The 25,161-nt window shown below is 27.7% G+C and carries 23 protein-coding genes, 1 tRNA gene and 8 pseudogenes; 21 read left to right on the top strand and 11 right to left on the bottom strand.

Features of this window, described 5'->3' with window-relative positions:
- Nucleotide 1 precedes the first annotated feature (1 nt).
- A complete protein-coding gene (locus ACZ1HD_RS08890; RefSeq protein ID WP_472689245.1) occupies nt 2-1,405 on the bottom strand; it encodes a leucine-rich repeat domain-containing protein in 1,404 nt (467 codons plus the stop codon).
- Between the two features lie 133 nt (nt 1,406-1,538).
- On the bottom strand, nt 1,539-1,940 hold the full coding sequence (locus ACZ1HD_RS08895; protein WP_472689246.1) for a helix-turn-helix domain-containing protein: 402 nt from the start codon (nt 1,938-1,940) through the stop codon (nt 1,539-1,541).
- 94 nt (nt 1,941-2,034) lie between these two features.
- On the opposite strand from ACZ1HD_RS08895, the gene ACZ1HD_RS08900 reads away from it, so the two are divergent.
- Nucleotides 2,035-3,852 carry a 7TM-DISM domain-containing protein gene (locus ACZ1HD_RS08900; RefSeq protein WP_472689247.1) on the top strand — a complete coding sequence of 606 codons (1,818 nt, stop codon included), beginning with the start codon at nt 2,035-2,037 and terminating at the stop codon, nt 3,850-3,852.
- A gap of 90 nt (nt 3,853-3,942) precedes the next feature.
- Nucleotides 3,943-4,425 (top strand): response regulator, encoded by a 483-nt coding sequence (locus tag ACZ1HD_RS08905; protein ID WP_472689317.1) that lies wholly within the window; start codon nt 3,943-3,945, stop codon nt 4,423-4,425.
- A 53-nt stretch (nt 4,426-4,478) separates the two neighbouring features.
- Here the strand turns inward: ACZ1HD_RS08905 and bcp are convergent.
- Nucleotides 4,479-4,930: pseudogene (gene bcp / locus ACZ1HD_RS08910) on the bottom strand (thioredoxin-dependent thiol peroxidase).
- Nucleotides 4,931-5,050: 120 nt separating this feature from the next.
- On the opposite strand from bcp, the pseudogene ACZ1HD_RS08915 reads away from it, so the two are divergent.
- Nucleotides 5,051-5,714, top strand: a pseudogene (locus tag ACZ1HD_RS08915) (endonuclease III domain-containing protein).
- A 36-nt stretch (nt 5,715-5,750) separates the two neighbouring features.
- On the opposite strand, the pseudogene ACZ1HD_RS08920 reads toward ACZ1HD_RS08915, so the two are convergent.
- Both ACZ1HD_RS08920 and ACZ1HD_RS08925 read right to left on the bottom strand, forming a co-directional pair.
- Nucleotides 5,751-6,373 (bottom strand): annotated as a pseudogene (locus ACZ1HD_RS08920) (SDR family oxidoreductase).
- Nucleotides 6,374-6,677: 304 nt separating this feature from the next.
- Nucleotides 6,678-7,265, bottom strand: a complete 588-nt coding sequence (locus tag ACZ1HD_RS08925; RefSeq protein WP_077809404.1) for an RNA polymerase sigma factor — start codon at nt 7,263-7,265, stop codon at nt 6,678-6,680.
- 212 nt (nt 7,266-7,477) lie between these two features.
- Between ACZ1HD_RS08925 and uvrA the strand changes: the two are divergent.
- The 9 genes and pseudogenes from uvrA (at nt 7,478) to ACZ1HD_RS08970 (ending at nt 16,801) form a co-directional block, all read left to right on the top strand.
- A pseudogene (uvrA, locus tag ACZ1HD_RS08930) lies at nt 7,478-10,264 on the top strand (excinuclease ABC subunit UvrA).
- Nucleotides 10,265-10,699 (top strand): hypothetical protein, encoded by a 435-nt coding sequence (locus ACZ1HD_RS08935; protein ID WP_472689248.1) that lies wholly within the window; start codon nt 10,265-10,267, stop codon nt 10,697-10,699.
- A gap of 103 nt (nt 10,700-10,802) precedes the next feature.
- Complete coding sequence (locus ACZ1HD_RS08940) at nt 10,803-11,363, top strand: hypothetical protein (RefSeq protein ID WP_472689249.1); 561 nt, start codon at nt 10,803-10,805, stop codon at nt 11,361-11,363.
- Nucleotides 11,364-11,783: 420 nt separating this feature from the next.
- Entirely contained in the window at nt 11,784-12,584 is an 801-nt protein-coding gene (locus tag ACZ1HD_RS08945) for a hypothetical protein (protein ID WP_472689250.1), read from the top strand.
- A gap of 87 nt (nt 12,585-12,671) precedes the next feature.
- Complete coding sequence (locus ACZ1HD_RS08950; protein WP_472689251.1) at nt 12,672-13,325, top strand: hypothetical protein; 654 nt, start codon at nt 12,672-12,674, stop codon at nt 13,323-13,325.
- Complete coding sequence (locus ACZ1HD_RS08955; RefSeq protein ID WP_472689252.1) at nt 13,298-14,707, top strand: sensor histidine kinase; 1,410 nt, start codon at nt 13,298-13,300, stop codon at nt 14,705-14,707. The genes ACZ1HD_RS08950 and ACZ1HD_RS08955 overlap by 28 nt, the downstream gene beginning before the upstream one ends.
- Before the next feature lie 6 nt (nt 14,708-14,713).
- Nucleotides 14,714-15,556 (top strand): metallophosphoesterase, encoded by an 843-nt coding sequence (locus ACZ1HD_RS08960; protein ID WP_472687240.1) that lies wholly within the window; start codon nt 14,714-14,716, stop codon nt 15,554-15,556.
- A gap of 1 nt (nt 15,557) precedes the next feature.
- Entirely contained in the window at nt 15,558-16,283 is a 726-nt protein-coding gene (locus tag ACZ1HD_RS08965; RefSeq protein ID WP_472687241.1) for a LytR/AlgR family response regulator transcription factor, read from the top strand.
- 65 nt (nt 16,284-16,348) lie between these two features.
- Nucleotides 16,349-16,801: a helix-turn-helix domain-containing protein gene (locus ACZ1HD_RS08970; RefSeq protein WP_472687242.1), complete on the top strand. Its 453-nt coding sequence runs from the start codon at nt 16,349-16,351 to the stop codon at nt 16,799-16,801.
- On the opposite strand, the gene ACZ1HD_RS08975 is transcribed toward ACZ1HD_RS08970, so the two are convergent.
- The 4 genes and pseudogenes from ACZ1HD_RS08975 to ACZ1HD_RS08990 form a co-directional block, all read right to left on the bottom strand.
- Complete coding sequence (locus tag ACZ1HD_RS08975; RefSeq protein WP_472687243.1) at nt 16,790-17,116, bottom strand: hypothetical protein; 327 nt, start codon at nt 17,114-17,116, stop codon at nt 16,790-16,792. The two genes, ACZ1HD_RS08970 and ACZ1HD_RS08975, sit on opposite strands and share 12 nt — an antisense overlap.
- A gap of 125 nt (nt 17,117-17,241) precedes the next feature.
- Nucleotides 17,242-17,317: transfer RNA gene (locus ACZ1HD_RS08980), tRNA-His, on the bottom strand.
- 54 nt (nt 17,318-17,371) lie between these two features.
- Nucleotides 17,372-18,087: pseudogene (gene bshB1 / locus ACZ1HD_RS08985) on the bottom strand (bacillithiol biosynthesis deacetylase BshB1).
- A gap of 23 nt (nt 18,088-18,110) precedes the next feature.
- On the bottom strand, nt 18,111-19,268 hold the full coding sequence (locus ACZ1HD_RS08990; protein WP_472687244.1) for a trans-sulfuration enzyme family protein: 1,158 nt from the start codon (nt 19,266-19,268) through the stop codon (nt 18,111-18,113).
- Nucleotides 19,269-19,342: 74 nt separating this feature from the next.
- Between ACZ1HD_RS08990 and ACZ1HD_RS08995 the strand changes: the two genes are divergently transcribed.
- The 5 genes from ACZ1HD_RS08995 (at nt 19,343) to ACZ1HD_RS09015 (ending at nt 21,092) form a co-directional block, all read left to right on the top strand.
- Nucleotides 19,343-19,639, top strand: coding sequence for a hypothetical protein (locus ACZ1HD_RS08995; RefSeq protein WP_472687245.1), 297 nt, complete (start codon nt 19,343-19,345; stop codon nt 19,637-19,639).
- The gene (locus tag ACZ1HD_RS09000) at nt 19,606-20,046 is read left to right on the top strand and encodes a Rossmann-like and DUF2520 domain-containing protein (protein ID WP_472687246.1); all 441 of its coding nucleotides are present in this window, start codon (nt 19,606-19,608) and stop codon (nt 20,044-20,046) included. The genes ACZ1HD_RS08995 and ACZ1HD_RS09000 overlap by 34 nt, the downstream gene beginning before the upstream one ends.
- Before the next feature lie 23 nt (nt 20,047-20,069).
- Nucleotides 20,070-20,594 carry a KdsC family phosphatase gene (locus ACZ1HD_RS09005; RefSeq protein ID WP_472687247.1) on the top strand — a complete coding sequence of 175 codons (525 nt, stop codon included), beginning with the start codon at nt 20,070-20,072 and terminating at the stop codon, nt 20,592-20,594.
- Between the two features lie 74 nt (nt 20,595-20,668).
- A complete protein-coding gene (locus tag ACZ1HD_RS09010) occupies nt 20,669-20,938 on the top strand; it encodes a DUF2147 domain-containing protein (RefSeq protein ID WP_472687248.1) in 270 nt (89 codons plus the stop codon).
- 25 nt (nt 20,939-20,963) lie between these two features.
- Nucleotides 20,964-21,092: a DUF2147 domain-containing protein gene (locus ACZ1HD_RS09015; RefSeq protein ID WP_472689318.1), complete on the top strand. Its 129-nt coding sequence runs from the start codon at nt 20,964-20,966 to the stop codon at nt 21,090-21,092.
- A 44-nt stretch (nt 21,093-21,136) separates the two neighbouring features.
- Here the strand turns inward: ACZ1HD_RS09015 and ACZ1HD_RS09020 are convergent.
- Nucleotides 21,137-21,779, bottom strand: a pseudogene (locus ACZ1HD_RS09020) (protein-L-isoaspartate(D-aspartate) O-methyltransferase).
- Between the two features lie 192 nt (nt 21,780-21,971).
- Here ACZ1HD_RS09020 and ACZ1HD_RS09025 point away from each other — a divergent pair.
- The 4 genes and pseudogenes from ACZ1HD_RS09025 to ACZ1HD_RS09040 all read left to right on the top strand — a co-directional run bounded on the left by ACZ1HD_RS09025 (nt 21,972) and on the right by ACZ1HD_RS09040 (nt 24,601).
- A pseudogene (locus ACZ1HD_RS09025) lies at nt 21,972-22,930 on the top strand (Gfo/Idh/MocA family protein).
- Between the two features lie 136 nt (nt 22,931-23,066).
- Nucleotides 23,067-23,955 (top strand): annotated as a pseudogene (locus tag ACZ1HD_RS09030) (3-hydroxybutyryl-CoA dehydrogenase).
- A 9-nt stretch (nt 23,956-23,964) separates the two neighbouring features.
- Complete coding sequence (locus ACZ1HD_RS09035) at nt 23,965-24,255, top strand: hypothetical protein (RefSeq protein WP_472687249.1); 291 nt, start codon at nt 23,965-23,967, stop codon at nt 24,253-24,255.
- A gap of 52 nt (nt 24,256-24,307) precedes the next feature.
- Nucleotides 24,308-24,601 (top strand): acyloxyacyl hydrolase, encoded by a 294-nt coding sequence (locus ACZ1HD_RS09040; RefSeq protein WP_472687250.1) that lies wholly within the window; start codon nt 24,308-24,310, stop codon nt 24,599-24,601.
- Between the two features lie 46 nt (nt 24,602-24,647).
- Here the strand turns inward: ACZ1HD_RS09040 and ACZ1HD_RS09045 are convergent, their stop codons facing one another.
- Complete coding sequence (locus tag ACZ1HD_RS09045) at nt 24,648-25,121, bottom strand: Dps family protein (protein WP_472687251.1); 474 nt, start codon at nt 25,119-25,121, stop codon at nt 24,648-24,650.
- Nucleotides 25,122-25,161 lie beyond the last annotated feature (40 nt).

Below are 25,161 nucleotides of genomic sequence, written 5' to 3' on the forward strand. Positions count from 1 at the left end.
TTCAACTCCGAGATAAACTTAAAATTTCTTTATTATCAATTTTTAAGCTATCAATTAAAAGTGCATCCGAACTTAATATATTTCCATTTAATCCGTTAGAATCAAAACCTAAATCAATTAAAGCTTGTTCAAATTTAGAATCAGGAATCGTAGTAACTTCTGTCGCAGAACAATCTAAATTAAAAGCTGCGTTTTCATCTTTTAGCCATGTAGTTGTAACTTGTGATTCTGCAATTTGAATACACGATAAATTTTCGTTTTCTTGTAGGGTAACGCTTGCTATTTCTGGATCTGAAATTAATAATAGGTTATTACTGATATCTAAATTCGAAAGATTGTTTCCGTTTAAATACAAGTTTGTTAATTTATCTAAATCAGATAAATTAACACTAGTAAAATCGTTATTTTCAATAGAAAACCAATATAAATTTGATAAGCTTGTAAAATCTAAATTAGAAACATTATTGTTATCTAAAACTAATACTTGTAACTTATTATTATTAGAAACATCTAAACTCGTTAAATTATTATCAACAAAAGTAAAAAACTCTAATTCTGTGTTTTTACTAATATCAATAGCAGACATATTACCATTAAATCCACCATAAATACGTTTTAAATTTACGTTTTTAGATAAATCTATAGAAGAAATACCAACTCCGTAAAAAGTAATGAATTCTAAATTTACATTATTGCTGACATCAATAGAGTTTATAGGATTGTTCGAAAATCTTAAATCTTTTAAATTGATATTATTAGATAAATCTAATGTAGAAATTGTATTATTTGGATTTAATTGATGATTATTTTCTATGCGAAGTGTTTCTAATAAAGTATTATTTGTAACATCTAAACTCGATAACAAATTATCATAAGCTCTTAAAACAACTAGATTTATATTACTCGAAACATCTAAGTTTGTTAACTGATTTCCATGAGCATAAAACTCTTTTAAATTGACTAAATAAGATACATTAATAGCTGATATTTGATTATTCATAATACCTAATCGCTCTAAATTGTTATTATTAGAAATATCTATAGAAGTTAATTGATTTTCATTTACAAATAATGAAACTAAATTGGTATTATTACTAACATCAATTGTGGATAATAAATTGGTGCCAATACTAACATCTACTAAAGCAGTATTTGTAGATAAATCTACTGTAGTAATTTCGTTTTCTCTTACATCTAAATAAGTTAGATTTGTCATTGAGTCAATACCAGAAATATCTGTTATTTTTCCTAAAACATTTGGTGTTAATTCGTTTTCTAACGGATTTCCAATTTTCAAACTGTCAATTAATAGTGCATCCGAACTTAAAATATTTCCATTTAATCCGTTAGAATCAAAACCTAAATCAATTAAAGCTTGTTCAAAATTTGTGTCTCGGAATTGCAACAGTTTGGCTAAACATGTTAAGACTAAAGATAGATACTAATAATAAAAATAATTTTGTTTTCATTTTACTGTTTTTTCATAATAACTATTGATAAAGGAATCTAGTAATTCTAGATTTTGGGGAAATTTTTAATTATACTAAGTCAAAAGCTTTCGCATAATTATACCAATCGAATATTGAGGTTAAATTCAACTTTTGCTTAATTCGCTTTCTATGAGTAGAAACTGTTGATGTTTCTATAAATAAACTATTTGCAATTTCACAAGAGGATTTTCCCTTAATTACAAGTGTAAAAACCTCTTTTTCTTTACAAGTTAATGTTTCAAAATATTTTTTATTTTCTAGTACAAACTGCCTATTTCTTTCTAATTCTTCTGAATAAGAAATTAATTTTGGCAAATCTTCTTGTTTGATATTAAAAAAGAAAAGAAAGTCTCTAATAAAGCTAATAGACAATTTCCTATCTATCGATTCATTATCCTTTTTTGAAATTAATTCTAAATTTGACTTATCAAATAGTTTAACTACCCCCATAATTTTTTAAGCATTTTATAAGCTTTGTAAAATTAATTGTAGTTCTTTAAAAAAAACCATACTTTAGTATTGTCTTTTAGAACTTTAGAACCCATTGAAAAAAATTACTCTCCTCTTTTTTATTCATATTTTTAGTTTTATTAGTGCTCAAGAAAAACAAAAATCGGTTTATGATGATTTAAAATATTTTGACACTAAAGAGCAAAATCTTTCAATTTTAGAGATAATACACAATTATGAATCAGGTGAATTTCAAAAAGAAGAAAATCAAAAAATTTACAAAATTTTAAACGGTAAAACGTTTTGGTATCATTTCTCTTTAGACAATACTTCAAAAAAAATAGATAAAAAATACTTTACAATTGCCAATACTTATTTAGATTTTGGTAAAGTATACTTGAAAAAAGGCAATAAAATTGATACCCTTTCTAGTGTTTCTTACAACGAACTTTTTCCGCATAAAAACATTTTTTACAGAAATCCAGTTTGGAAAATTGAAACCGATAGCATTTTAAAAACTGATGTTTTTTTAAGAATAAAAAATAGTACTGGTAGAACTAGATTGGCTCTTTATTTAGAAAATGAAAATGATTTTTTAAAACGAGTACAATCAGAATATTTTTATTTCGGACTTTTTATAGCTTTTTTAATAAGCATGACTCTTATACTTGTCTTTTTTGCAGTATTAAAAAAAGAATATGCTGTTTTATTTTATGCAGCTTACATAGTTACCGTATTTTTCGAATTTTTGGCAGGCAAAGGCTTAGGAGTACAATATATTTGGTCTGATAGCGTATTTTTAATTAATAATGTTAGAAGTTTTAGCCAAACAATTGGTGTGCTATGCATGGGTTTATTCTATTTAAATTTTTATAAATTAAATGCAAATCAAAAAATATCAAAAGGGATTTTTAAATGGGGCGCATACTTCACAATTCCGTTTGTATTATTATATGTTTATAAATTTTTCTTCGGAGGATTCATAAACTTATATCTTTATGTTTGGACAGTTTTAAAGATAATCGCGTTTATTTGGGTTTTAAATCATATCTATTTAACAATTAAGAAACAATTACCTTTATACTTAGTCATAGCTTTTATTGTACCAATTTTAGCTGTTATAAATGGTCAAATTATGAACCCGGAAGTACATAATACATTAGCAATTAAATATAGCGGACCAAATATTTATTATTTAGCACTATCATTAGAAATTTTGCTATTTACGCGCTATATTTTTGGTACTGTTATAGATACTCAAAGAAGTTATTTTAAGTTGAAAAAAGTTAGTGATGAACTTAAATATAATTTTCAAAATAAAACCCTAGAAGTACAGCAACAAGAACGCAACAAACTTGTAAATAATGTACATGATACCTTTGGCGGATATTTAGAAGCTTTAAAACTGAGACTTTTACAAAAAGCAGACAATACACCAGAAAAAGTACAAGAAATTTTAGATGCTTTTTATAAAGACTATAGATATTTACTAAACAGTTTATATGCTCCTAAAATCAATTCAGAAAACTTTATTTCTAGTTTGATAGAATTTTGTGAAAAATTAGATAAACTTACAAATCAGAAAATATCACATAACTTTAATCTAGACGGTATAGATTTACCACAAGATAAATGTGTTCACATCTATCGAATTATATCAGAATTAACTACAAACGCAATAAAACATTCTAAATCAACCATAATTAATATCAATATTCATCAACAAAAAAATAAAGTTGTTTTTATAGAAGTAAAAGATGATGGTATTGGCTTTAATACTGATAAAATTTCCGATTCAAGTTTCGGTTTAAATAGTATAAGAGAAAGAGTTTCTCAGTTAAAAGGAACCTTAAATATTATTTCTGATAAAACCGGAAGTACTTTTAAAATTGAAATCCTTGTAAATGATTAAAAGCCCAATAAATATAGTAATTGCTGATGACAATCGTTTTTTTGCGATGCATTAAAAGATAGTTTAAATTTTCATGAAGAATTAAATGTAATACAAACGTTTAATAATCTTGATCATTTAATTTCTTTTACATCACTAAACAAATTTGACGTTTTAATCCTAGACGTAAATTTTAATGGAAAGAGTTCTTTAGATTTCTTAAATGAAATTAAAAAGAATAACAATTTTAAAATCATTGCTTTAACAACCATGAACAATAATTATATTAAAAATAAAGCAATAAGTAACGGTGTAGATTTTTTTGTTGGAAAGGATGAAGATTTAGAAAATTTTAAAGAAGTTATTCTTACTTGTTTTATGAGTAAAACCGTTAAAAAGAATAAATCTTCTTTTAAAGTAGAAATCGATAATTATAAGTTTACAAAAAGAAAATTAGAGATTTTACAAGCATTATATGATTATTCGAATAAAAAAGAAAAAGAACTCTCTGCAATCTTAAACATTACAGAAAGTTCTTTAAAATCTCATAAAAGGGAGCTTTTTGAAATTACGTTAACAAAAAGTACACCGTAATTAATAAAATTCGGTATTCAAAAAGGAATAATAATTACCTAAAAAGGTATTCATTATTCTAAAATTTGGGCTGCATGCGCCTTTGTTTTTACCTTTGAAATTACATCTTCTATAACACCATTTTCATCTATAACAAAAGTGGTTCTATGAATTCCGTCATACTCTCTTCCCATAAATTTTTTAGGTCCCCAAACATTAAAAGCCTCAATTACTGCTTTATCTTCATCTGCTAATAGAGGAAATGGCAATTCATTTTTATTGATAAAATTTTGTTGTCTTTTTGCAGAATCTGCGCTTACACCCAAAACATCATAGCCTTTGCTTAAAAAAGTTTGATAATTATCTCTTAAATCACATGCTTCGTTAGTACAACCTGGTGTACTTGCTTTTGGATAAAAAATAGAACTAATTTTTTACCGCTATAATCTGATAATTTAATTGTGTTACCTGCATTGTCTTTTGCTTCAAATTCCGGAGCTTTGTCTCCTATTTTTAATGATGTCATTTGTCTTGAAATTTTAGAATATAAAAATAGAAAGTTTTTTACTTTAATTATTAAAAAAAGTAAAGTAATACTAAAGAATTTACTTTTAACTTTTTTAACTTTACACCTTATCTATTATTTATGACAAAGCAAGAAAAAGTACAATTTGTAATTGATACACTTCAAGAAAAATATCCGAGAAATTCCTATTCCGTTAGATCATAAAGATCCGTATACATTGTTAATTGCAGTATTGCTGTCTGCACAATGTACAGACGTTAGAGTAAATCAAATTACACCATTATTGTTTGCCAAAGCAGACAATCCTTTTGATATGGTAAAAATGTCTGTTGAAGAAATTAAGGAAATCATAAGACCATGTGGTTTGTCTCCAATGAAAAGTAAAGGAATTTACGGTTTGTCTAAAATTTTAATTGAAAAATATGATGGCGAAGTTCCTCAAAGTTTCGAAGGTTTAGAAGAATTACCTGCTGTTGGTCATAAAACTGCAAGTGTTGTAATGAGTCAAGCATTTGGTGTACCCGCTTTTCCGGTAGATACGCATATTTTAAGATTGATGTATCGTTGGAACTTAAGTAACGGAAAAAGCGTTGCACAAACAGAAAAAGATGCAAAAAGATTATTCCCAAGAGAACTATGGAATGATTTACATCTTCAAATTATTTGGTACGGAAGAGAATATTCTCCTGCTAGAGGTTGGAATTTAGACAACGACATTATTACTAAAACAATTGGTAGAAAAACAGTTTTAAACGAGTATTATAAAACAAAAAAAACACCTTAAAAAGGTGTTTTTTTTGTTTTATAATATTGTAATATCTTAATGGGGAACTGCTTGACCAATTAATGTTTCTCCTTCTATAATTTCGAAAGTTTTATTTATTGCGGCTGTGTCATGTAAAGATCTAACTAAAGTTTGTGCTACATCATCTCTTGTAATTTTACCGGATTTATTAAGTTTTCCGCTTAGTTCAATTTTTCCTTTTCCTTTTTTGTCAGTTAAAGATCCTGGTCTAACAATAGAATATGTAAGATTGCTTTCTTTTAAATAAACATCAGCATTGTGTTTCGCTTTTAAATATTCTTGCAAATCATCTGCTTGCTCAGGATTGTCTGCTCCCATAGAACTTAACATTACAAACTTAGATACGTTTTCTTTTATTGCTGCATCTATCATTCTTTTAGCTCCTTCTTGATCTACTTCTACTACTTTTTTACCACCAGAACCAGCGGCAAAAATAACTTTGTCTATATTTTTAGTTGTAAAAGAAACATCTTCTTCTAAATCTGCTAAAACAGTTTTAATATTTTTATCTTCAAATTGCTTTTTTTGTTCTTCTTTTCTAACCATAGCAATTGGATTAAAATATTGTGATGTTTCTAATAACTTAACTATTTTTTTCCTGTGGTACCATTTGCACCTGCTACTAATATGTTTTCCATGGCTGCAAGTTACTTAGATATTAGATTTTGTATTAACTCATTTAATTTTTTAAATAGTGCATATAAAAAAAGCCCCAACGTTAGTTGAAGCTTTTTCCACTCTTAATTCAAATTCAATTCAATGAAGTTATTTGATTTTGTTTTTTCAATTCGTAGAGATTTGGAAAAATTAATCAAAAATTGAACTGTTTCTTTTTTTGGTTGCATCTGATAATCAGAAGACTTTTTAGAGTAAAGTTGCATCATATAAATTATTTAATATATTGGTTTCTAATTTGATAACGACGCATTTTAAACTTTATTGTTAATTCACCAAAATAATTTTATGTTTATCTATTAGCTTACGCATATTTATTAAAGCATATCGCATTCTACCTAAAGCTGTATTTATACTTACGCCTGTATTTTCGCTTATTTCTTTAAAGCTCATATCTTTATACATTCGCATAACTAAAACTTCTTTTTGCTCTTGTGGCAACTCATTAACAAGCTCTCTTACATTATCGTAAATCTGTTCTTGTATAATTTGTTTTTCTGCATTTAAGCTACCGTCATGTAAAACAGAAAAAATGTCAAACTCATCAGTATTTTTAAATGAAGGCATTCTATTATTCTTTCTAAAATAATCAATTACTAGATTATGAGCAATTCTCATAACCCAAGGTAAAAACTTTCCTTCTTCATTATAATTTCCTTTTTTTAAAGTTCTAATTACTTTAATAAAAGTATCCTGAAAAATATCTTCTGTTAAATCTTTATCTTGTACTTTACTGTAAATAAAGCTAAAAAGGCGTTGTTGGTGTCTGTTGATTAAAATAGCTAAAGAGGCTTCTTTACCTTTAATATAATCGCTTACTAAAATGCTATCTGAAATTGTATTAGTACGTATCATAATTACTTGTAGAAAAGCCGTTAGTGCTTTTCTTATTATTATTTGTTAATAATTTTTAAAGTAATTTTATACTATATACGTCTAATTTTGTGAGGTTTATACTACAAATATGAATATTTTTTATTTAAAGTACAAACTTTTTACAAAAAAGATTTTAGTAATTTCTAAATGAGGTAATTTTTTGGTAATTTTATAGCTTATATTTTTGATACATGAAGACAGATATTTCAGCCGTAAATCCTAAAGAAAACATCATTATAAAAGGTGCCAAATTGCACAATTTAAAAAATATAGATGTTGTAATTCCTAGAAATAAATTAGTAGTTATTACAGGTCTTTCTGGTTCCGGTAAATCTTCTTTAGCTTTTGATACCCTTTATGCAGAGGGCCAAAGGCGTTATGTAGAAAGTTTAAGTTCCTATGCAAGACAATTTTTAGGTAAATTACACAAACCTAAAGTAGAGTATATTAAAGGTATTGCACCCGCAATTGCAATAGAGCAAAAAGTTAACTCTACAAACCCAAGGTCTACTGTTGGTACAAGTACAGAAATTTACGATTATATAAAATTATTGTTTGCTAGAATAGGTAAAACCTTCTCTCCTATTTCTGGTAATGAAGTTAAAAAAGATACTGTTTCGGATGTTGTAAATTTTATTAAAAAATTTAACGACAACACTAAATTACTTTTGCTTGCACCTGTAACTATAGATGAAAACAGAGATTTAAAAACCGTTTTACAAGTTTTAGAGCAGCAAGGTTACGCAAGACTTAAGTGGAATGATAAAGTATATAAAATTGCTAGTTTTCCGCAAGAAGAATTTAAAAATGAACCTTTACTTTTAGTTGTAGATAGAATTGTAAAAAAAGATGATGAAGATTTCTACAATCGATTAGCAGATGCTATACAGACTGCTTTTTTTGAAGGAAAAGGTGTTTGTTTTGTAGAAAATTTAGAAGATAATAATGTTTCAGAATTCAGTAATAAATTCGAATTAGATGGCATTACTTTTTTAGAACCGAACACACATTTATTTAGCTTTAACAATCCATACGGCGCATGCCCAACTTGCGAAGGATATGGAAATGTAATTGGTATCGATGAAGATTTAGTAATACCAAACACAGGTTTATCCATTTTTGAAGACGCTATTTTTCCTTTTAAAACACCTGCTTATGTTCATTATAAAGAAGATTTAATAGAAGTTGCTTATAAATTTGACATTCCAATTCATAAACCTTGGTTTGAACTTTCAGACAAACAAAAAGAGTTGGTTTGGAATGGTAATAGTTCTTTTCACGGAATCCATCATTTCTTTTCTGTTTTAGAAGAAAAAAGTTATAAAATTCAGAATCGTGTAATGCTTTCTCGTTACCGTGGCAAAACAAAATGTACAACTTGTAATGGCAAGCGTTTAAGAGAAGAAACTAATTATGTTAAAATCAATTCTAAAAACATTTCAGATTTAGTTGCTTTGCCTTTAGACGAATTGGCTTCTTTCTTCAAGGAAATTAAACTGAATAAATATGAAGAAAAAATAGGTAAAAGACTGCTTACAGAAATTAACAACAGATTGCAGTTTTTAACTAATGTTGGTTTAAATTATTTAACAATTAACAGAACTTCTAACACACTTTCTGGTGGAGAAAGTCAGCGAATTAATTTAGCAACATCTTTAGGAAGTTCTTTGGTTGGTTCTATGTATATTTTAGATGAACCTAGTATTGGTTTACATCCTAAAGATACAGAAAGATTAATTGGCGTTTTAAAAGATTTAAGAGATTTAGGTAACACTGTAATTGTGGTAGAACATGATGAAGATATCATGAAAGAAGCAGATTATATTATTGATATTGGCCCGGAAGCAGGAACCTACGGAGGAAATGTTGTTGCTGAAGGTAATTTTGATGAAATTTTAAAATCTGATTCTTTAACAGCAAAATATTTAAATGAAGATTTAACAATCGAAGTTCCTAAAAAAGAAGAAAATCAAACAATAAGATACAAATTCTTGGTGCTAGAGAAAATAATTTAAAAAATGTTGATGTTACATTTCCTTTAAATTGTCTATCTGTTATTACAGGGGTTTCAGTTCGGTAAAAGTACTTTAGTTAAGAAAATTCTGTATCCAACAATGCAAAAAAAGTTAGTTGGTTATGGCGATAAAGTTGGGCAACACACAGATGTAATTGGTAATTTTGACACCTTAAAACATGTTGAGTTTATCGATCAAAATCCTATTGGTAGATCTTCTAGATCTAATCCTGTTACGTATATCAAAGCCTATGATGATATTAGAGCGTTATTCTCAAATCAGAAATTATCTAATATCAGAAATTACAAACCAAAACACTTTTCTTTTAACGTAGAAGGTGGTAGATGTGAAGTTTGTAAAGGCGAAGGTGAAGTTACAATAGAAATGCAATTTATGGCCGATGTGCATTTAGAATGCGAAACTTGTAACGGTAAAAGGTTTAAAAGAAGTATTAGAAGTTAAGTTTGATGGGAAATCTATTGATGATATTTTAAATCTAACTATTGATGATGCTGTTGCTTTTTTTACAGAAAATTTAGTACTAAAAATAGCCAACAAATTAAAGCCTTTACAAGATGTTGGTTTGGGATATGTAAAATTAGGACAATCTTCTTCTACCCTTTCGGCGGAGAAGCACAACGAATAAAACTAGCATCGTTCTTAGTTAAAGGAAACACAAAAGACAAAGCCTTGTTTATTTTTGATGAACCTACAACTGGTTTGCATTTTCATGATATTAAAAAACTATTAGCTTCTTTTAATGCTTTAATAGAACGCGGACATTCTATTGTTGTAATTGAGCATAATATAGAATTGATAAAGTGTGCAGATTATATCATAGATTTAGGCTTAGAAGGTGGTAAAAATGGTGGTCAACTTATTTTTGAAGGTACGCCGGAAGAATTGGTGAAAAATAAAAAATCGTACACTTCTAAATATTTAGCAGAAAAATTAAATTTATAAATGATAACTAATATAACTGACGAACAAAAGGTAAATTACGTAAGAATCCTAGCTATTTTGGGGGTTTTAATATTGATGATATATGCTCCTAAATTATGGATTACCACAAAAGTTTTTCCTGTAATCCCTTTGTTTGATTGGTTACCTATCCCTACAAGTCCTTTAGATTATATTTTAGCTGGAAGTTTTTTTCTTTTACAAATTGTATATATTTTTCAAAATAAAAGATGGCAAGGTCTTCTAATTCTTTTATTATATATTTATCTTTCTTTAGTTGATCAAAATAGACTACAACCCTACTTCTATCAAAGCTTTCTAACAATTTTAGCAATTGAAGTTTTCCCAAAAAAAACAGATTATAAAAAAGTTCTTTATGCAGTTATTTTAGTTTTTTTGCAACTTATTTCGGAGCGGAATTCAAAAAGTAAATGGTGAATTCTACATTCAATGGTTAAGTGCCTTAGAAAAGCATTTTAGCTTTTTACCACATATATTATTAGAATACTTTACATACGCTGTACCTTGGCTAGAAGCATCTATGGGAGTTTTATTATTGTTTAATAAAACCAGAAAATTTGCCGTGTTATTTATTTTATTAATGCATGCAACAATAACATTTTTGTTATTTTACTTAGGCTACGGTTACAATGTTGTACCTTGGAATATCCAAAATATGTTATCAGTTTTTATCATATTTTGGTCTTTAAAAACAATAAATTTTTCAGATTTCTTTATCAAATTATTTAACAAACAAAAAGCGGTTATTTTAGTTTTTACAATGTTATTACCATTGGCAAATAATTTGACTGGTTTTTACGATAATTTGTTATCATTTCATTTTTTTACTGCAGATTTAAATTATTACAATATTATTCTTAGTGAAGAATTAGAAGATAATTTACCAGAACACATTCAAGATTTTTATCGTTACAAAAACGGTAAAGCCTATTTAAATATGAATGAATGGGCTCAATACGATAATAAAGTATTATTTTATCCAGAAGAAAGAATTATAAATTATATGAATTCTTATTTAAAATCTTTTGCTAAAAACCCTAATCAAGAAGGTTTAACAACACTAGAAATCTACAATCATTAACAGGTTTTTATTGATTTTTACATTTTAATTCACGAATTCTAATTGATATCTCACGAATTCTAAAACAGTTAAAATTTAAGCTTTCTTCTAAACTACTTTTACAGTGTAATAACACTAAAAAAGTAGAAATCATGAGAAACATTTTAAGAAAAACATTCGTTGTATCGTCTTTAATAATAGCATCTAGCAGTTTTATTAGTTGCGATACATCATCAGAAAAAAGCATCAGAAAATTTAGCAATTGTAGAAACTTCTAAAGAAATTATAGAAGAAAACATTGATATCACTTACAAAAAACCGATCGTTTTTATTGCTGGTTTTGATAAAGGAAATGAAACTTTTTATAAAGATGCTAGAAAATATTTCACAGAAGAAGGTTTAAAGGTTATCGATGGTAAATATTCTTTAGAGGAAATTATTTTGTGGCTTAACGAAAACGGAAGCAATCAACCTTACAGCGAAATTCATATTGTAAATAAAAGCAATCCTTTTAAAGGTATGAATTTAGAAACTGTGGTTAGAGGTGATAAAATTACTTCAGAAACTTTAAGAAAGACAATTACCCAGGGTAGTTTACCTAAACTAGAAAATGTAGTAAATACCAATTCAAAAATTATATTTCATGCTTCTGGTTTAGTAGAAAATAAAGAACTTTTAAAAACACTAAAAGATGCTTTTTACACAAAAAACAATCCAAAAGTTGTAGCATCACCTTATCACACAATTTTTGGTGGTCGATTTTCCAATCATTATTTAGCACAACCATATTATGTATTTTATCCTACTTCATATTCACCTGGTAAAATGGATCTTTCTAAAGAAATTGCAAGAAAATATCCGGAAGAAAAAGATATTGATTGGTATGATGCATTAAATAATGAAGAAGAAAGATATGTTGGAGAGCCTTATACTACACAGTTTTCTATACCAATTAAGTGGGAATTTGATTATTATAATACAGACAATGAAATGCCTAAATTTAAGTCTGTAGATGAATTAAAAGATTGGATTGAAACACAAGAAGACTTAATGTATGATATCGAAAAACACAATGTATCGATAGATAAATTTAGATGGAATTGGTCTGTAAAAGCAAGTAAATTAGTAATTAGAGGTAGAACAACAGGTTTGTGTGTTTTAAAGCCACTTGTAAAACCATATGGCGAATTAGAACATGTAAAACCGGATACTAGCAACAAGCGTTTGTATGCTTTAAAATAAAGTGAATTAGAGAAAGTAGTTGTAATAAACGTCATTACCCAAAATTTAAAATGGTGTAATGGCGTTTAAATTAGTAAGTTTGTTCTAATGAAAAAAAGCATTGTTAATTTAATTATTTTTAGAAAATTATACTTAAAAAAAGTACTATTAATTCTAATAGTATGTTTACCATTTAGTGTTTTTTCACAAGACTCCGTTTTCGAGGAAATTACAGCTTTTAAGAATTTCGATAATTCTTCAATTTTTGAAATTACTCAAGACAACAATCAAACAATTTGGTTAAGAACTAACAAAGGTTTACTAAATTACAATGGAAAATTTATTTCTAATCGTTTTAAAAATAGCGCAATTAAATCAAGTTTAAGTACTGCCCTATTTATTAATAATGATTCAGTTTTTATAGGAAACAGTAATAACCTTTCTTTAATTACAAAAAGTAATATTTTTTCTTTTGAAGCTAAAGGTGTCAACAAAATTTTTAAACACAAAAACATATATTATGTTGCCTCTAACCATGGTATATTTTATTTTAATAGGAATTATCTGCAACCATTAAAAACCACCTATAATCTAGATTTTTCTATAATAAACGATATCATTTTTTATGATAATAATTTTATAGTTGCTTCTAATAGCGGACTTTGGATTTTATCAGATTTATTTAATCCGAAACAATTACACTACTTTCAAAAGGAAATTTTAGTACTTTTAAAATGTATCAAAATAAATTATTTGTTTTAAAAAATAAGCAAACTATTTTTCAGTTAAAACCGAAGAATCAATTAATAGAAAAGTATACTTCTGATGAAGAATTTAATTACGAAGTTGTTGCTGATAAATTGTATTTGTTTTCTAAACAAACTGGTATTGATGTTTTGAATGCTGAAAACTTCATTTTTGAAAAAAGAATTAATAAATACAATAGTAATATCAATTCGAATGTTATAATAGCTATTTTTGAAGATTTTGAAGGTAATTTATTTTTAGCAACAGAAAATAGTTTTTACATTCAGAAAAATAAAGAATCGCTTTTAAAACCGAATTTATATATTGATAAAGTCTTAATTAATTATAAGAGTCTAGATACCATTAACTTAAATAATTACCAAAAAAAATTACACTTAAATTCATTTAGTAATAATATTTCTATAGCTTTAAATAGCAATGTGTTTTCTTCTGATAAAACAATAGAATATCGCTATAAATTGGGGGATAAATTTTCTCCTTGGCAAGCAATAAACCAAATAAATTTTGCCAATTTAAAACCTGGTAGTTATCAATTTGTTGCAGAAGCAAGATTTAAAAATAATAAAAATAGTAGTTTTAAAAGCTTTAGTTTTATAATTAAAAAACCAATTTATCAAGAAGTATGGTTTTACATTATTTGTGCGATTGCCTTTCTTTTAATTGCAATATTCTTTTTAGAAATGCATCTAAAAAAAGTAAATAAACGCAATCAAAAGAAAATTAAAGACTTAGAGATAAAAAATCATTTGCAAACTTTAGAACAAAAAGCTTTACAGTTACAAATGAATCCTCACTTTATTTTTAACGTTTTAAACGGAATTAAAGCATTAGGTAATTCAGAAAAAAAACAAGAGTTAAACGAAACAATATCTAGTTTTTCTGTACTTTTAAGAAGTGTTTTAAACAACTCTAGATTAGAAGAAATTAGTTTAAAAGAAGAAATTACAACTTTAAAAAATTATTTAAAATTAGAACAACAAATGAGTTCTAAGAATTTTGATTTTTTTATTGAAGAAAATTTAAACGGAATTGATGCCGAAGAAATTTTGATTCCACCTATGTTAATGCAACCCTTTGTAGAAAACGCAATCAAACACGGAATTTCTAAAATCAACATAAAAGGAAATATTCTTATTACTTTTGATGTAAAACAAGCCTTTTTACATTGTTCGATAATAGATAATGGAATCGGAATTTACCATGACACAACTAATAATTCAGAAAAAAAACATACTTCTGTGGCTTTTAAAGTAACAAAAGAAAGAATAGAAAACCTATCGAAATACAATGTTTTTACTGCTAAAGAAATTTTTAAAGAATCAAATTGTATCGGAACAAAAATTTCATTTAAAATTCCTCTAAAAACAGATTATTAAATTAAAATGGAAAGAAGAAAATTTATAAAAAATTCACTTTTAGGTGCCGCTGGCGCTAGTTTAATTGGTGGTTTATATACTTGGCAAGTAGAGCCTTTTTGGTTAGAATTTGTTCATGTAAATATGCCTATAAAAAATTTACCAGATCATTTAGAAGGTAAAACGCTAATGCAAATTAGCGATATTCATGTTGGTAATAGGTTTAATTATAATTACGTAATCGAATCTTTCGAAAAAGCTAAATTATTAGAACCCGATTTTGTAGTGTACACTGGCGATTTTGTTTCTTATGAAAATGAAGAGCAATTAGAACAATTACAAACTGTTATGAAATCTACAGTTAAAGGAAAGTTAGGAACTGCCGGTGTTTTAGGAAATCATGATTATGGTGGCGATTGGGTAGAACAACATGTTGCAGATGCTATTACTAATGTATTAGAAGAAGCTGGAATTACAATTTTAATCAATGATGAAAAAGAATTTGATGGATTGAATATTATGGGAATTGATGATTATTGGGGATTAAATTTTGATCCCACAAAAATTACTTCTAAATATGATGCAAAAAAAGCAAATGTTATGCTTTGTCATAATCCTGATGTATGTGATTTAGATGTTTGGAATAATTATAAAGGTTGGATTCTTTCGGGTCATACTCATGGCGGACAAGTGAAACCTCCTTTTTTAAATCCGCCAATTTTACCCGTAGAAAATAAAAGATACAACGCTGGTGAAATAGATTTATTCGACGGACGAACATTATATATCAATAGAGCTTTAGGTAATTTGTATCAAGTTCGATTTAATGTAAGACCAGAAATTACAGTTTTTAAGTTATCGAAATCTTAAAATGAATAGACTTACTACCATATTAGTAGAAGATAATTCTTTAGCTTTAGAAATGTTAGAATCAGATATTTCTATGTATCACAAAGAAATAGAAATTATTGGTACTGCAAAATCTGTTGTACAAGCAGCAAAACTTCTACGTAAAACAAGACCAGATATTCTCTTTTTAGATATTATGTTGGGCGACGGAACAGGTTTTGATATTTTAGAAATCTTTCCTGATTTACAATCAAAAATCATATTTGTAACCGCAAGTGATGCTTACGCTATTAAAGCTTTTAAATTTGCTGCTATAGATTATATACTTAAGCCTTATTCTAATGAAGATTTAGCTAATTCTATTAAAAAAGCTAAACAGCAAATTCAACCTAAAAAAGAGCAATTACAAGTATTAAAGCAAGCTATAAACGAACCCAATACTAATTTAGAACAGATCTCTTTACATACATCAGAAAAAATTATTGTTGTAAATATTAAAGATATTATTCGTTGTAAGTCAGACAATAATTATACTACGTTTTATTTAATTGATAACCGGAAAGTTTTAGTATCAAAAACCTTAAAATTTTATGCAGATTTATTAAAAGATATTGGTTTTTTTAGAGTTCATCAAAGTCATTTGATTAACACCTCTTACATAAAAGAGTTTATAAAATCTGATGGTGGTTATTTAATTTTAGCTGATAATTCTAATATTCCTGTTTCTGTTAGAAAAAAAATGAAGTAATAAATCTTCTTAAAAATCTTCATTTGTAGTATTTTTTTACTACATTTACATATAAATAATTTGTAATGAAGGTAAAAGATAAGGAAAGGGCAGACCGAATAATCGAAATTTATAATGATGTAGGTTTAAATCAAAGAAAATTTGCAGAATTAATTGGTGTATCGCAACAATTGGTAAGTGCAGTATTAAATTATAATAAAAAACCAAACGAAACTATCCTTTTTGCCATTATAGATAACATTACAAGTGTAGACCCAATATGGTTATTAACAGGTAAAGGAAAATATACAAATAACTATGTCCCCCAAAATATAGTATCTACCCCCATAGATACATATATTTCAAACATAGTAAAGGAGCGCTTTGATAAAATTACTAGTGAAATGAATCAAAGATTATCAAATATTGAAGAATTAATTTCTAAAACTAACGCAAAGAATATCTTGAGAAGAATTGATCAAGACAATTCTAAATTAGTATCAGAATTAAAAAAAGATACTAAAAACTTAGGAAGCTAATCCTTTAATATTTGATACCGCTTCTAATTTAAATTGAATTAATTTTATTAAAAAAAATAGAGTTTCAGATTTTTTTAAATCATTATAATAACTTAAAACTTCTATAGATTTTAAAGTAGCCTCTTTGTAGGTTACGGCATGTTGCTCTACTGGTACTTCTTGTTCAAATAATAAAGAAAAATAATCTATAATATTGTTAAAATAAATTCGATCTTCATCTTTAACAGACAATTTAAACTTCTCTAAAAAACTAACAATTGGATCTATTCCTCCAAAATCATTAATTTTCTTAACCATTTTTTGTTGTAAAGTCATAATTTCAGTTTTAGGTTGGGCAACTAAATTTACAAATTCAACAGGTAAAAACCTAATTTTTTAAATTTTATATAATTTTTGAAGCACAAAAAAAGCTTCTTATTTCTAAGAAGCTTTCTATTTTTGGGTGGAAGACGGGACTCGAACCCGCGACACTCGGTACCACAAACCGATACTCTAACCAACTGAGCTACAACCACCATATAATTGCGGGTGCAAATATAAAAATATTTTTTAATTTAAAACAACAAAAAACTAAATTAATTTATCTAAATTTTTAACAGCAACGTAACGTTCTGAGGTAAAACCTTCTGCGTGATCTACTCCTATCAATCTTCCTAAATCTCTTGCTCTATAATTTATACTATCTATAAAATTTTTACTAGTAATTGGCGTTTCGGCTCTTTACTGTTCGGATTAAAGAATTGAGATCCATAAGCTAAAACTGCTTCGGTTTTCTTTTCTATAAAACCAGTAATATCAATTACAAAATCTGGTTCAATATTTTTCCATTGAATATAATGATACACTTGCTTTGGACGCCATTTTTCTTGAATTTCTCCATCAACAGTAGTTTCAATTTTTATTAATCCGCTTAAAAAACAAGCATCAGAAACTAATTTACTTCCTTTACCATGATCGATATGCCTATCATCAATAGCATTACATAAAACAACATCTGGCTTGTATTTACGAATCATTTTTATAATTTCTAGTTGATGTTTTTTATCATTAGTAAAAAATCCATCAGAAAACTTTAAATTTTCTCTTACAGAAACACCCATTATCTCGGCAGCTTTGTTTGCTTCAATCATTCTTAATGCTGCAGAACCTCGCGTGCCTAATTCACCTTGAGTTAAATCTACAATTCCTACTTTTTTACCTAGCGAAACTTCTTTTGCTATTGTTGCACCACAACCTAACTCTACATCATCCGGATGTGCCCCAAAAGCTAATATGTCTAATTTCATTCTTTCAATTTTATAAAAAGCTCTTATTTCTTAGCTTTTTGTATTGCTTGTTCAATGTCTTCAATTAAATCTTTTGGTTCTTCGATACCAACAGAAAAACGAATTAATCCATCTTTAATACCTCTTTCTAAACGTTCTTTTTCACTTAATAAAGCATGTGTAGTTTGCACAGGACTAACTGTTGTACTTTCTAAACCTGCCAAACTCATAGAAGGTTTAATAAGTTTTAAATTATTTTGAAAATCCATTGCATCAATTCCGTTTGTCAACTCAAAAGACAACATAGCGCCAAAACCTTTCATTTGTTTTTTTGCTAATTCATGCTGCGGATGACTTTTTAAACCAGGATAATATACACAATCGATATCTGAATTGGCTTCTAAATATAATGCCATTACTTCGGCATTTTTAGTTTGTTCTTTTACACGAAGATTTAACGTTTTTAAACTTCTTTCTAATAACCAAACTGTTTGATCGCTTAAGTTACCACCATAATTGATTGCGGTATTCCATATATGTTCAATATGTTCTTTACTAGCAGCAATGGCACCTGCAGAAATATCTGAATGACCACCCATATATTTTGTAGCAGAATGTAACATAATGTCTATGCCAAAATCAACAGGATTTTGATTGATAGGAGAAGCAAAAGTATTATCTATCATTGTTAAAATATCTTTTGACTTAGCTAAATTAGAAATTGCCGCTAAATCTGTAATTCCTAATAACGGATTAGAAGGTGTTTCTATATATAAAACTTTCGTATTGTCTTTAATTAGCGATTCAAAATCTTCTATAGTATCAGATTCTGTAAAAGAATATTCAATTCCGTATTTATCAAATTCAGAAACAATAAAATTATAGGTTCCGCCATAAATAACTTGCTGAATAATTACATGATCTCCAGATTTTAGAAAAGCAAACATAGCAGCAGAAATTGCCGCCATACCGGAACCAAATATTAAACCATCTTCTGTTTTTTCTAAAGCTGCAATTTTTTTACACAGCATTTCTTGATTAGGTGTATTAAAATATCTAGGATATCGTTTTACATCTACACCGTCAAAAGCATAAGAAGTAGACATATACATTGGTGAAACTGCACCTTTAAATTGTTCATCTTTAACTTCTCCAGTATGTACACAAATGGTATTTATTCCTGGTTTATTGTTTTCTTTCATTTCGATAAATTTACATCAGCTAATTTAGTAAAAGCAATTCTAAAATTATATAAAATTATAATATCTTCGCTATAATGATATCAACAGTAATTATCGGAAACGGAAACGTAGCACATCATTTAGACAAAGCTTTTTTAAAAGCTAAAACTATTGATGTTATTAAAATTAATTCTAGAAATTTAAGTAACATCCCTAAAGCAGATATTACAATTATTGCCGTTTCAGATAATGCGATAGAAGAAGTTTCTTCTAAAATAGAAAATAGTTTTGTTGTGCATACTTCGGTAGTTTTTCTATGGATAATTTACAGAACAAAACTCGCAAAGGCGTTTTTTATATGTTGCAAACTTTTTCTAGAGACAAAGAAATAGACTTTTCAAAAGTACCATTTTGTTTAGAAGCCGAAACTGAAAAAGATTACATTCTACTAGAAAAACTTGCAAAAAGCATTGGTAACAAAATTTATAATATTACTACAGAACAAAGAAAAACATTACATGTTGCGGCCGTTTTTGTAAATAACTTTACAAACCATTTATACAAAATTGGCGCAGATATTTGCGACACAAATAATGTTCCATTTGAAATTTTACAACCTTTAATAGATGAAACAGCATCTAAAATTAAACAGTTAAAACCTGCTAGTGCGCAAACAGGTCCGGCAGTAAGAAACGATACTGAAACTATTAAAAATCATTTAGATTTACTTTCTAAAGAACAGCAAACTATTTATAAAATACTAACCAAATCTATTCAGAAATCGAATAAAACTGAATAAAAAATAAAGATTACAATATAATTATGGAATTGAGTTATAAACAATTATTACCAAAAATTAATACTTTTATTTTTGATGTTGATGGAGTTTTAACCAACGGAATGTTAACAATTATGCCAGATGGCGAATTGGTAAGACATATGAATGTGAAAGATGGTTATGCTATGAAAAATGCTTTAAATAAAGGTTATAGAGTTTGTATAATTTACGGCGGAACAAATGAAGGCGTAAGAAAAAGATTAGCAGCTTTAGGTATCGAAGATATTTACCTTGGTGCTCATAACAAAATAGAACAATATAAAGAACTTGTAAAAAAATACGATTTGAAAGCCGAAAACGTATTATATATGGGTGATGATGTACCAGATTTTCCTGTAATGGAATTGGTAGGAATGCCTGCATGCCCAAATGACGCTGTTCAAGAAATACAACAAGTAGCTAAATATATTTCTTATAAAAAAGGTGGTGAAGGTTGTGTTAGAGATGTAATAGAACAAGTTTTACGTGTTCAAAACAAATGGAATGAAAATTTTGATGCGAGTTTATAAAACTTTAACAACAATATTCTAAAATATTTTATATTTTTAAATCCATTTTAATATGAATTCAATACTTTTTTAACATGAAAAAAACATTTTTTACATTTTTATTTTTGTCATTAGTACTTTCTATCAATTCGCAAACAATTTTTGGAAAATGGAATTCTAAAAATGAAGCAGGTACAGTAGATTCTGTATTAGAAGTTTATGAAAAAAATGGCAAAGCATATGCAAAAGTTGTAGAAATATTAAATCCGGCTAGAAAAAATGCACTTTGTGTTGATTGTGAAGGTGAATATAAAGACAAACCCATTTTAGGTTTAGATATTTTATCTCGGATTAGAAAAAGATGATGACGAATGGTCCGGAGGACAAATTATAGATCCAAGAAATGGTAAAACGTACAAATGCTATATTAAATTAGTGAATGCTAATAAGCTAAAACTTAGAGGATATATTGGTGTTTCACTCTTTGGTAAAACTGCCTATTGGGAAAGAGCTAAATAGAAATAAAAAAGCCGATTAAAATTAAATTTTAATCGGCTTTTTTATTAGTTTTTTTCTTCTAACATGGGTACAAATGCAAAATCACCAAGTTCATGTTTTTCAAATTCTTTTGCAGATTTTCTTATAAATAATGTCATAATTTGAGTTTTGTCTCCTACCGGAATCAACAACTTCCCTCCTACTTTAACTTGTGCTAATAAAGCTTTTGGCACATAAGGTGCACCTGCTGTTACTATAATTTTATCAAAAGGTGCTTTTTCTTTTAAACCTTTGTAACCATCACCAAAAATAAATCTCTTGGGTTTGTAACCTATTTTAGGTAAAAACAAAGATGTTTTTTTAAACAACTCTTTTTGTCTTTCTATAGAATAGACTTCTGCTTTTAATTCTAATAATACAGCCGTTTGGTAACCGTGAACCTGTACCAATTTCTAAAACTTTTTCTCCGGGTTTAATTTCTAAAGTTTCAGATTGAAAAGCAACTGTATAAGGCATAGAAATTGTTTGTTCTGCTGCAATAGGAAAAGCTTTGTCTTGGTAAGCATGAGCTTCGAAACTAGAATCTATAAACAAATGTCTTGGTATTTTTCTAACCGCATTTAAAACATTTTTATCGGTAATACCTTTTGCTTCTAAAACAGCAGCTAATTGATTTCTAAGTCCTTGATGTTTGGATGTGTCTTTCAAATGTAATAATTTCTAAAGTCTAAAAATAGTAATAATTCTAAATACAATATTATAAAATTGTATCTTTGTTTTCGTTGATTTTTTCTATTAAAAAAATAGAAATTTTAAAGCATTTAAAAACAACATTATTCACTATTGTTTTTAATTTAAATGCTGCAACAACAGCTATTAATTCAAAAAAATAATACATATATGCTAAAAGCTGGCGTTTTAGGTGCAGGACATCTTGGTAAAATTCATTTACGTTTACTACAACAATCGGATAAATATGAACTTGTTGGTTTTTTTGACCCATTTAAAGAAAATGCAGAAAAAGTTGCAAAAGAATTTGGGTATAAATTATTCGATTCGATAGAAGACTTAATAAAAGCTGTAGACGTTGTAGATATTGTTACACCAACTTTATCGCATTTTGAGTGTGCTAAACTTGCCATTGAAAACGGTAGACATATTTTTATTGAAAAACCTATTACTAAAACCGTTGTAGAAGCAGAAGCTATTAAAACTTTAGCGAGTCAGTTTCATGTTAAAGGTCAAGTTGGGCATGTAGAACGTTTTAACCCAGCTTTTACTGCAGTAAAAGATAAAATTGATACACCAATGTTTATCGAAGCACATCGATTAGCAGAATTTAACCCAAGAGGTACAGATGTACCGGTTGTTTTAGATTTAATGATTCACGATATCGATATTATTCTTTCTGTGATAGATTCTAAAGTAAAAAATGTAAACGCTAGCGGAATTTCTGTAATCTCTGAAACACCAGATATTGCAAATGCAAGAATAGAGTTTGAAAATGGCTGTGTTGCCAATTTAACGGCAAGTAGAATTTCAATGAAAAATATGCGTAAAACACGATTTTTTCAGAAAGACGCTTACATTTCTGTTGATTTTCTTGAGAAAAAATCTGAAATTGTTAGAATGAAAGACGTGCCAAACAAACCGGATGAGTTTGCAATGATTTTGCAAAATGCAGAAGGTGTAAAAAAGCAAATTTATTTCGACAATCCGAAGTAGAAAATAACAATGCTATTTTAGATGAATTAGAATCTTTTGCAGATGCTATTCATAACAACACTAAACCTGTTGTTTCTTTAAGACAAGGTGCAGAAGCTTTAAGAGTTGCACAAATGATTATAGATTGTTTCTAAAACTTAACAAACAAGTGCGTTAAGGATAGAGCGGTTTGTTTGAGCTCTTTTTAAAATTATTGTAAAATAAATTTTAAAAAAGCGAGTAGCGAAAGCCTGTTTAAACGCCCAAAAATAAATTTTAAATTAAATATTGATGAAAAATATCGCTGTAATTGGTGCTGGTACAATGGGTAACGGAATTGCCCATACTTTTGCGCAATTTAACTATAATGTACACTTAATAGATATTTCTGAAACTGCTTTAAATAAAGGTATTGCAACTATTACTAAAAATCTTGATAGAATGGTTGCTAAAGAAAAAATTTCTGAAGCAGATAAAACTGTTACCTTAAATAACATAACTCCTTTTATTTCAATTGAAAACGGAGTTAAAGATGTTGATTTAGTTGTTGAGGCTGCTACAGAAAATGTAGCGTTAAAATCTAAAATTTTTAAACAATTAGATGAAGTTTGTAGTGAAAAAACAATTTTAGCTACCAATACATCGTCTATTTCTATTACTCAAATTGCTGCTGTTACTAATAGACCGAGAAAAGGTTATTGGTATGCACTTTATGAATCCTGTACCGATTATGAAGTTGGTAGAAATTATTAGAGGTTATAATACTTCTGATGCTGTGATGGAAACGATTGTGAATTTATCTAAAGAAATTAAGAAAACTCCGGTAGAGGTTAACGATTATCCTGGTTTTGTAGCAAACAGAATTTTAATGCCTATGATTAACGAGTCTATTGAAACTCTATATAACGGTGTTGCTGGTGTTGCAGAAATTGATACTGTAATGAAATTAGGTATGGCACACCCAATGGGGCCTTTACAATTAGCAGATTTTATTGGTTTAGATGTTTGTTTGTCTATTCTTAATGTTTTATACGACGGATTTAAAAACCCAAAATATGCTCCTTGTCCACTTTTAGTAAACATGGTAATGGCTGGTAAATTGGGTGTAAAATCTGGTGAAGGTTTTTATGATTATTCTGAAAACAGAAAAGCAGAAAAAGTTGCTAAAATGTTTAGCTAAGAAAACGTAATGAAAAAAGTACTCTTAGTCTTTATTTTTTCTACATTGATGTGTACTGCACAACAAACAAAAAAAGGGATTTTAAATTTTAAAAAAATTGGTTTTTTGTACAATAATGTAGATGAAGATAGTTTTTTATCTGCTGATAAAGACTATACTTATACTTCTGATGTTTATAAGTTTCAGTTTTTTTATGATTTAGGAAAATGGAAATCTTTAGATTTTGATTTAATTGTTCAACCGCAAAAACAAACGATCAAACATCAACTTATAAATGAACAATTTGTAACACCGAGATGAAGATAATTATGAAGCTAAAAGAGCTGAATTTACAGCTTTAAAGTCAATAAATTTGTATGGTTTAGAGTTTGGTTTACTTATAGAACAAAAAATATTTGAGAAATTAAATGCCCAAGTAACTCTTGGTTTAGGTTTGGCTACCATAAATAAAAGAACAGAACGTTTGGCAAAAGGTTTTACGTTTATAGAAAATGCCTCTGTGGGGCTTTCTTATAAACCATTTAAAAAGGCGTTTATATACTTTGGTGGCAATATTGGTCATGTTTCTAACTTAGATACACAACAACCAAATAGCGGCTACACATTCGCGGGTTACGAGATTGGTTTTTCTTATTTATTGAGATAAAAAAAGGGAGCAAATTGCTCCCTTTTATATTTTATGTTATTATTGATTATTTTCCTAACCAAGAATTTAACATCCAAATTGTTTTTTCTTGTTCTGCGATAAAATCACTCATCATAGAGTTTGTACCTTCATCATCTGCTCTATCTGATAAATCTAATATTTCTCTTTCAATTTTTAATAATTCTGATAATGAATTTACAACAAGCTCTACTCCTTCTACATCATTAGAAATATCTTTACCAACAGCAACAGAAGAAACTTCTAAATAATCTGTAAATGTGTGTAATGGTTTACCTTGTAATGTTAAAATTCTTTCTGCAATGTCATCTATTTTAACTTGCGAATCTGTATAAAACTCTTCGAACTTTACATGTAATTCAAAGAAATTTTTTCCTTTGATATTCCAATGTAAACCTCTTAAATTTTGGTAATATATTTGAAAATTTGCTAATAATCCGTTTAAATTATCAACTAAATTTGCACTGTCTTTTTTATCTAATCCTAATATTGATTTGCTCATTTTGTTCTCTTTTAAGTGTACATCAAATTTAATCAAAATT

It is taken from the genome of Polaribacter sp. HA6-7 (assembly GCF_055693625.1).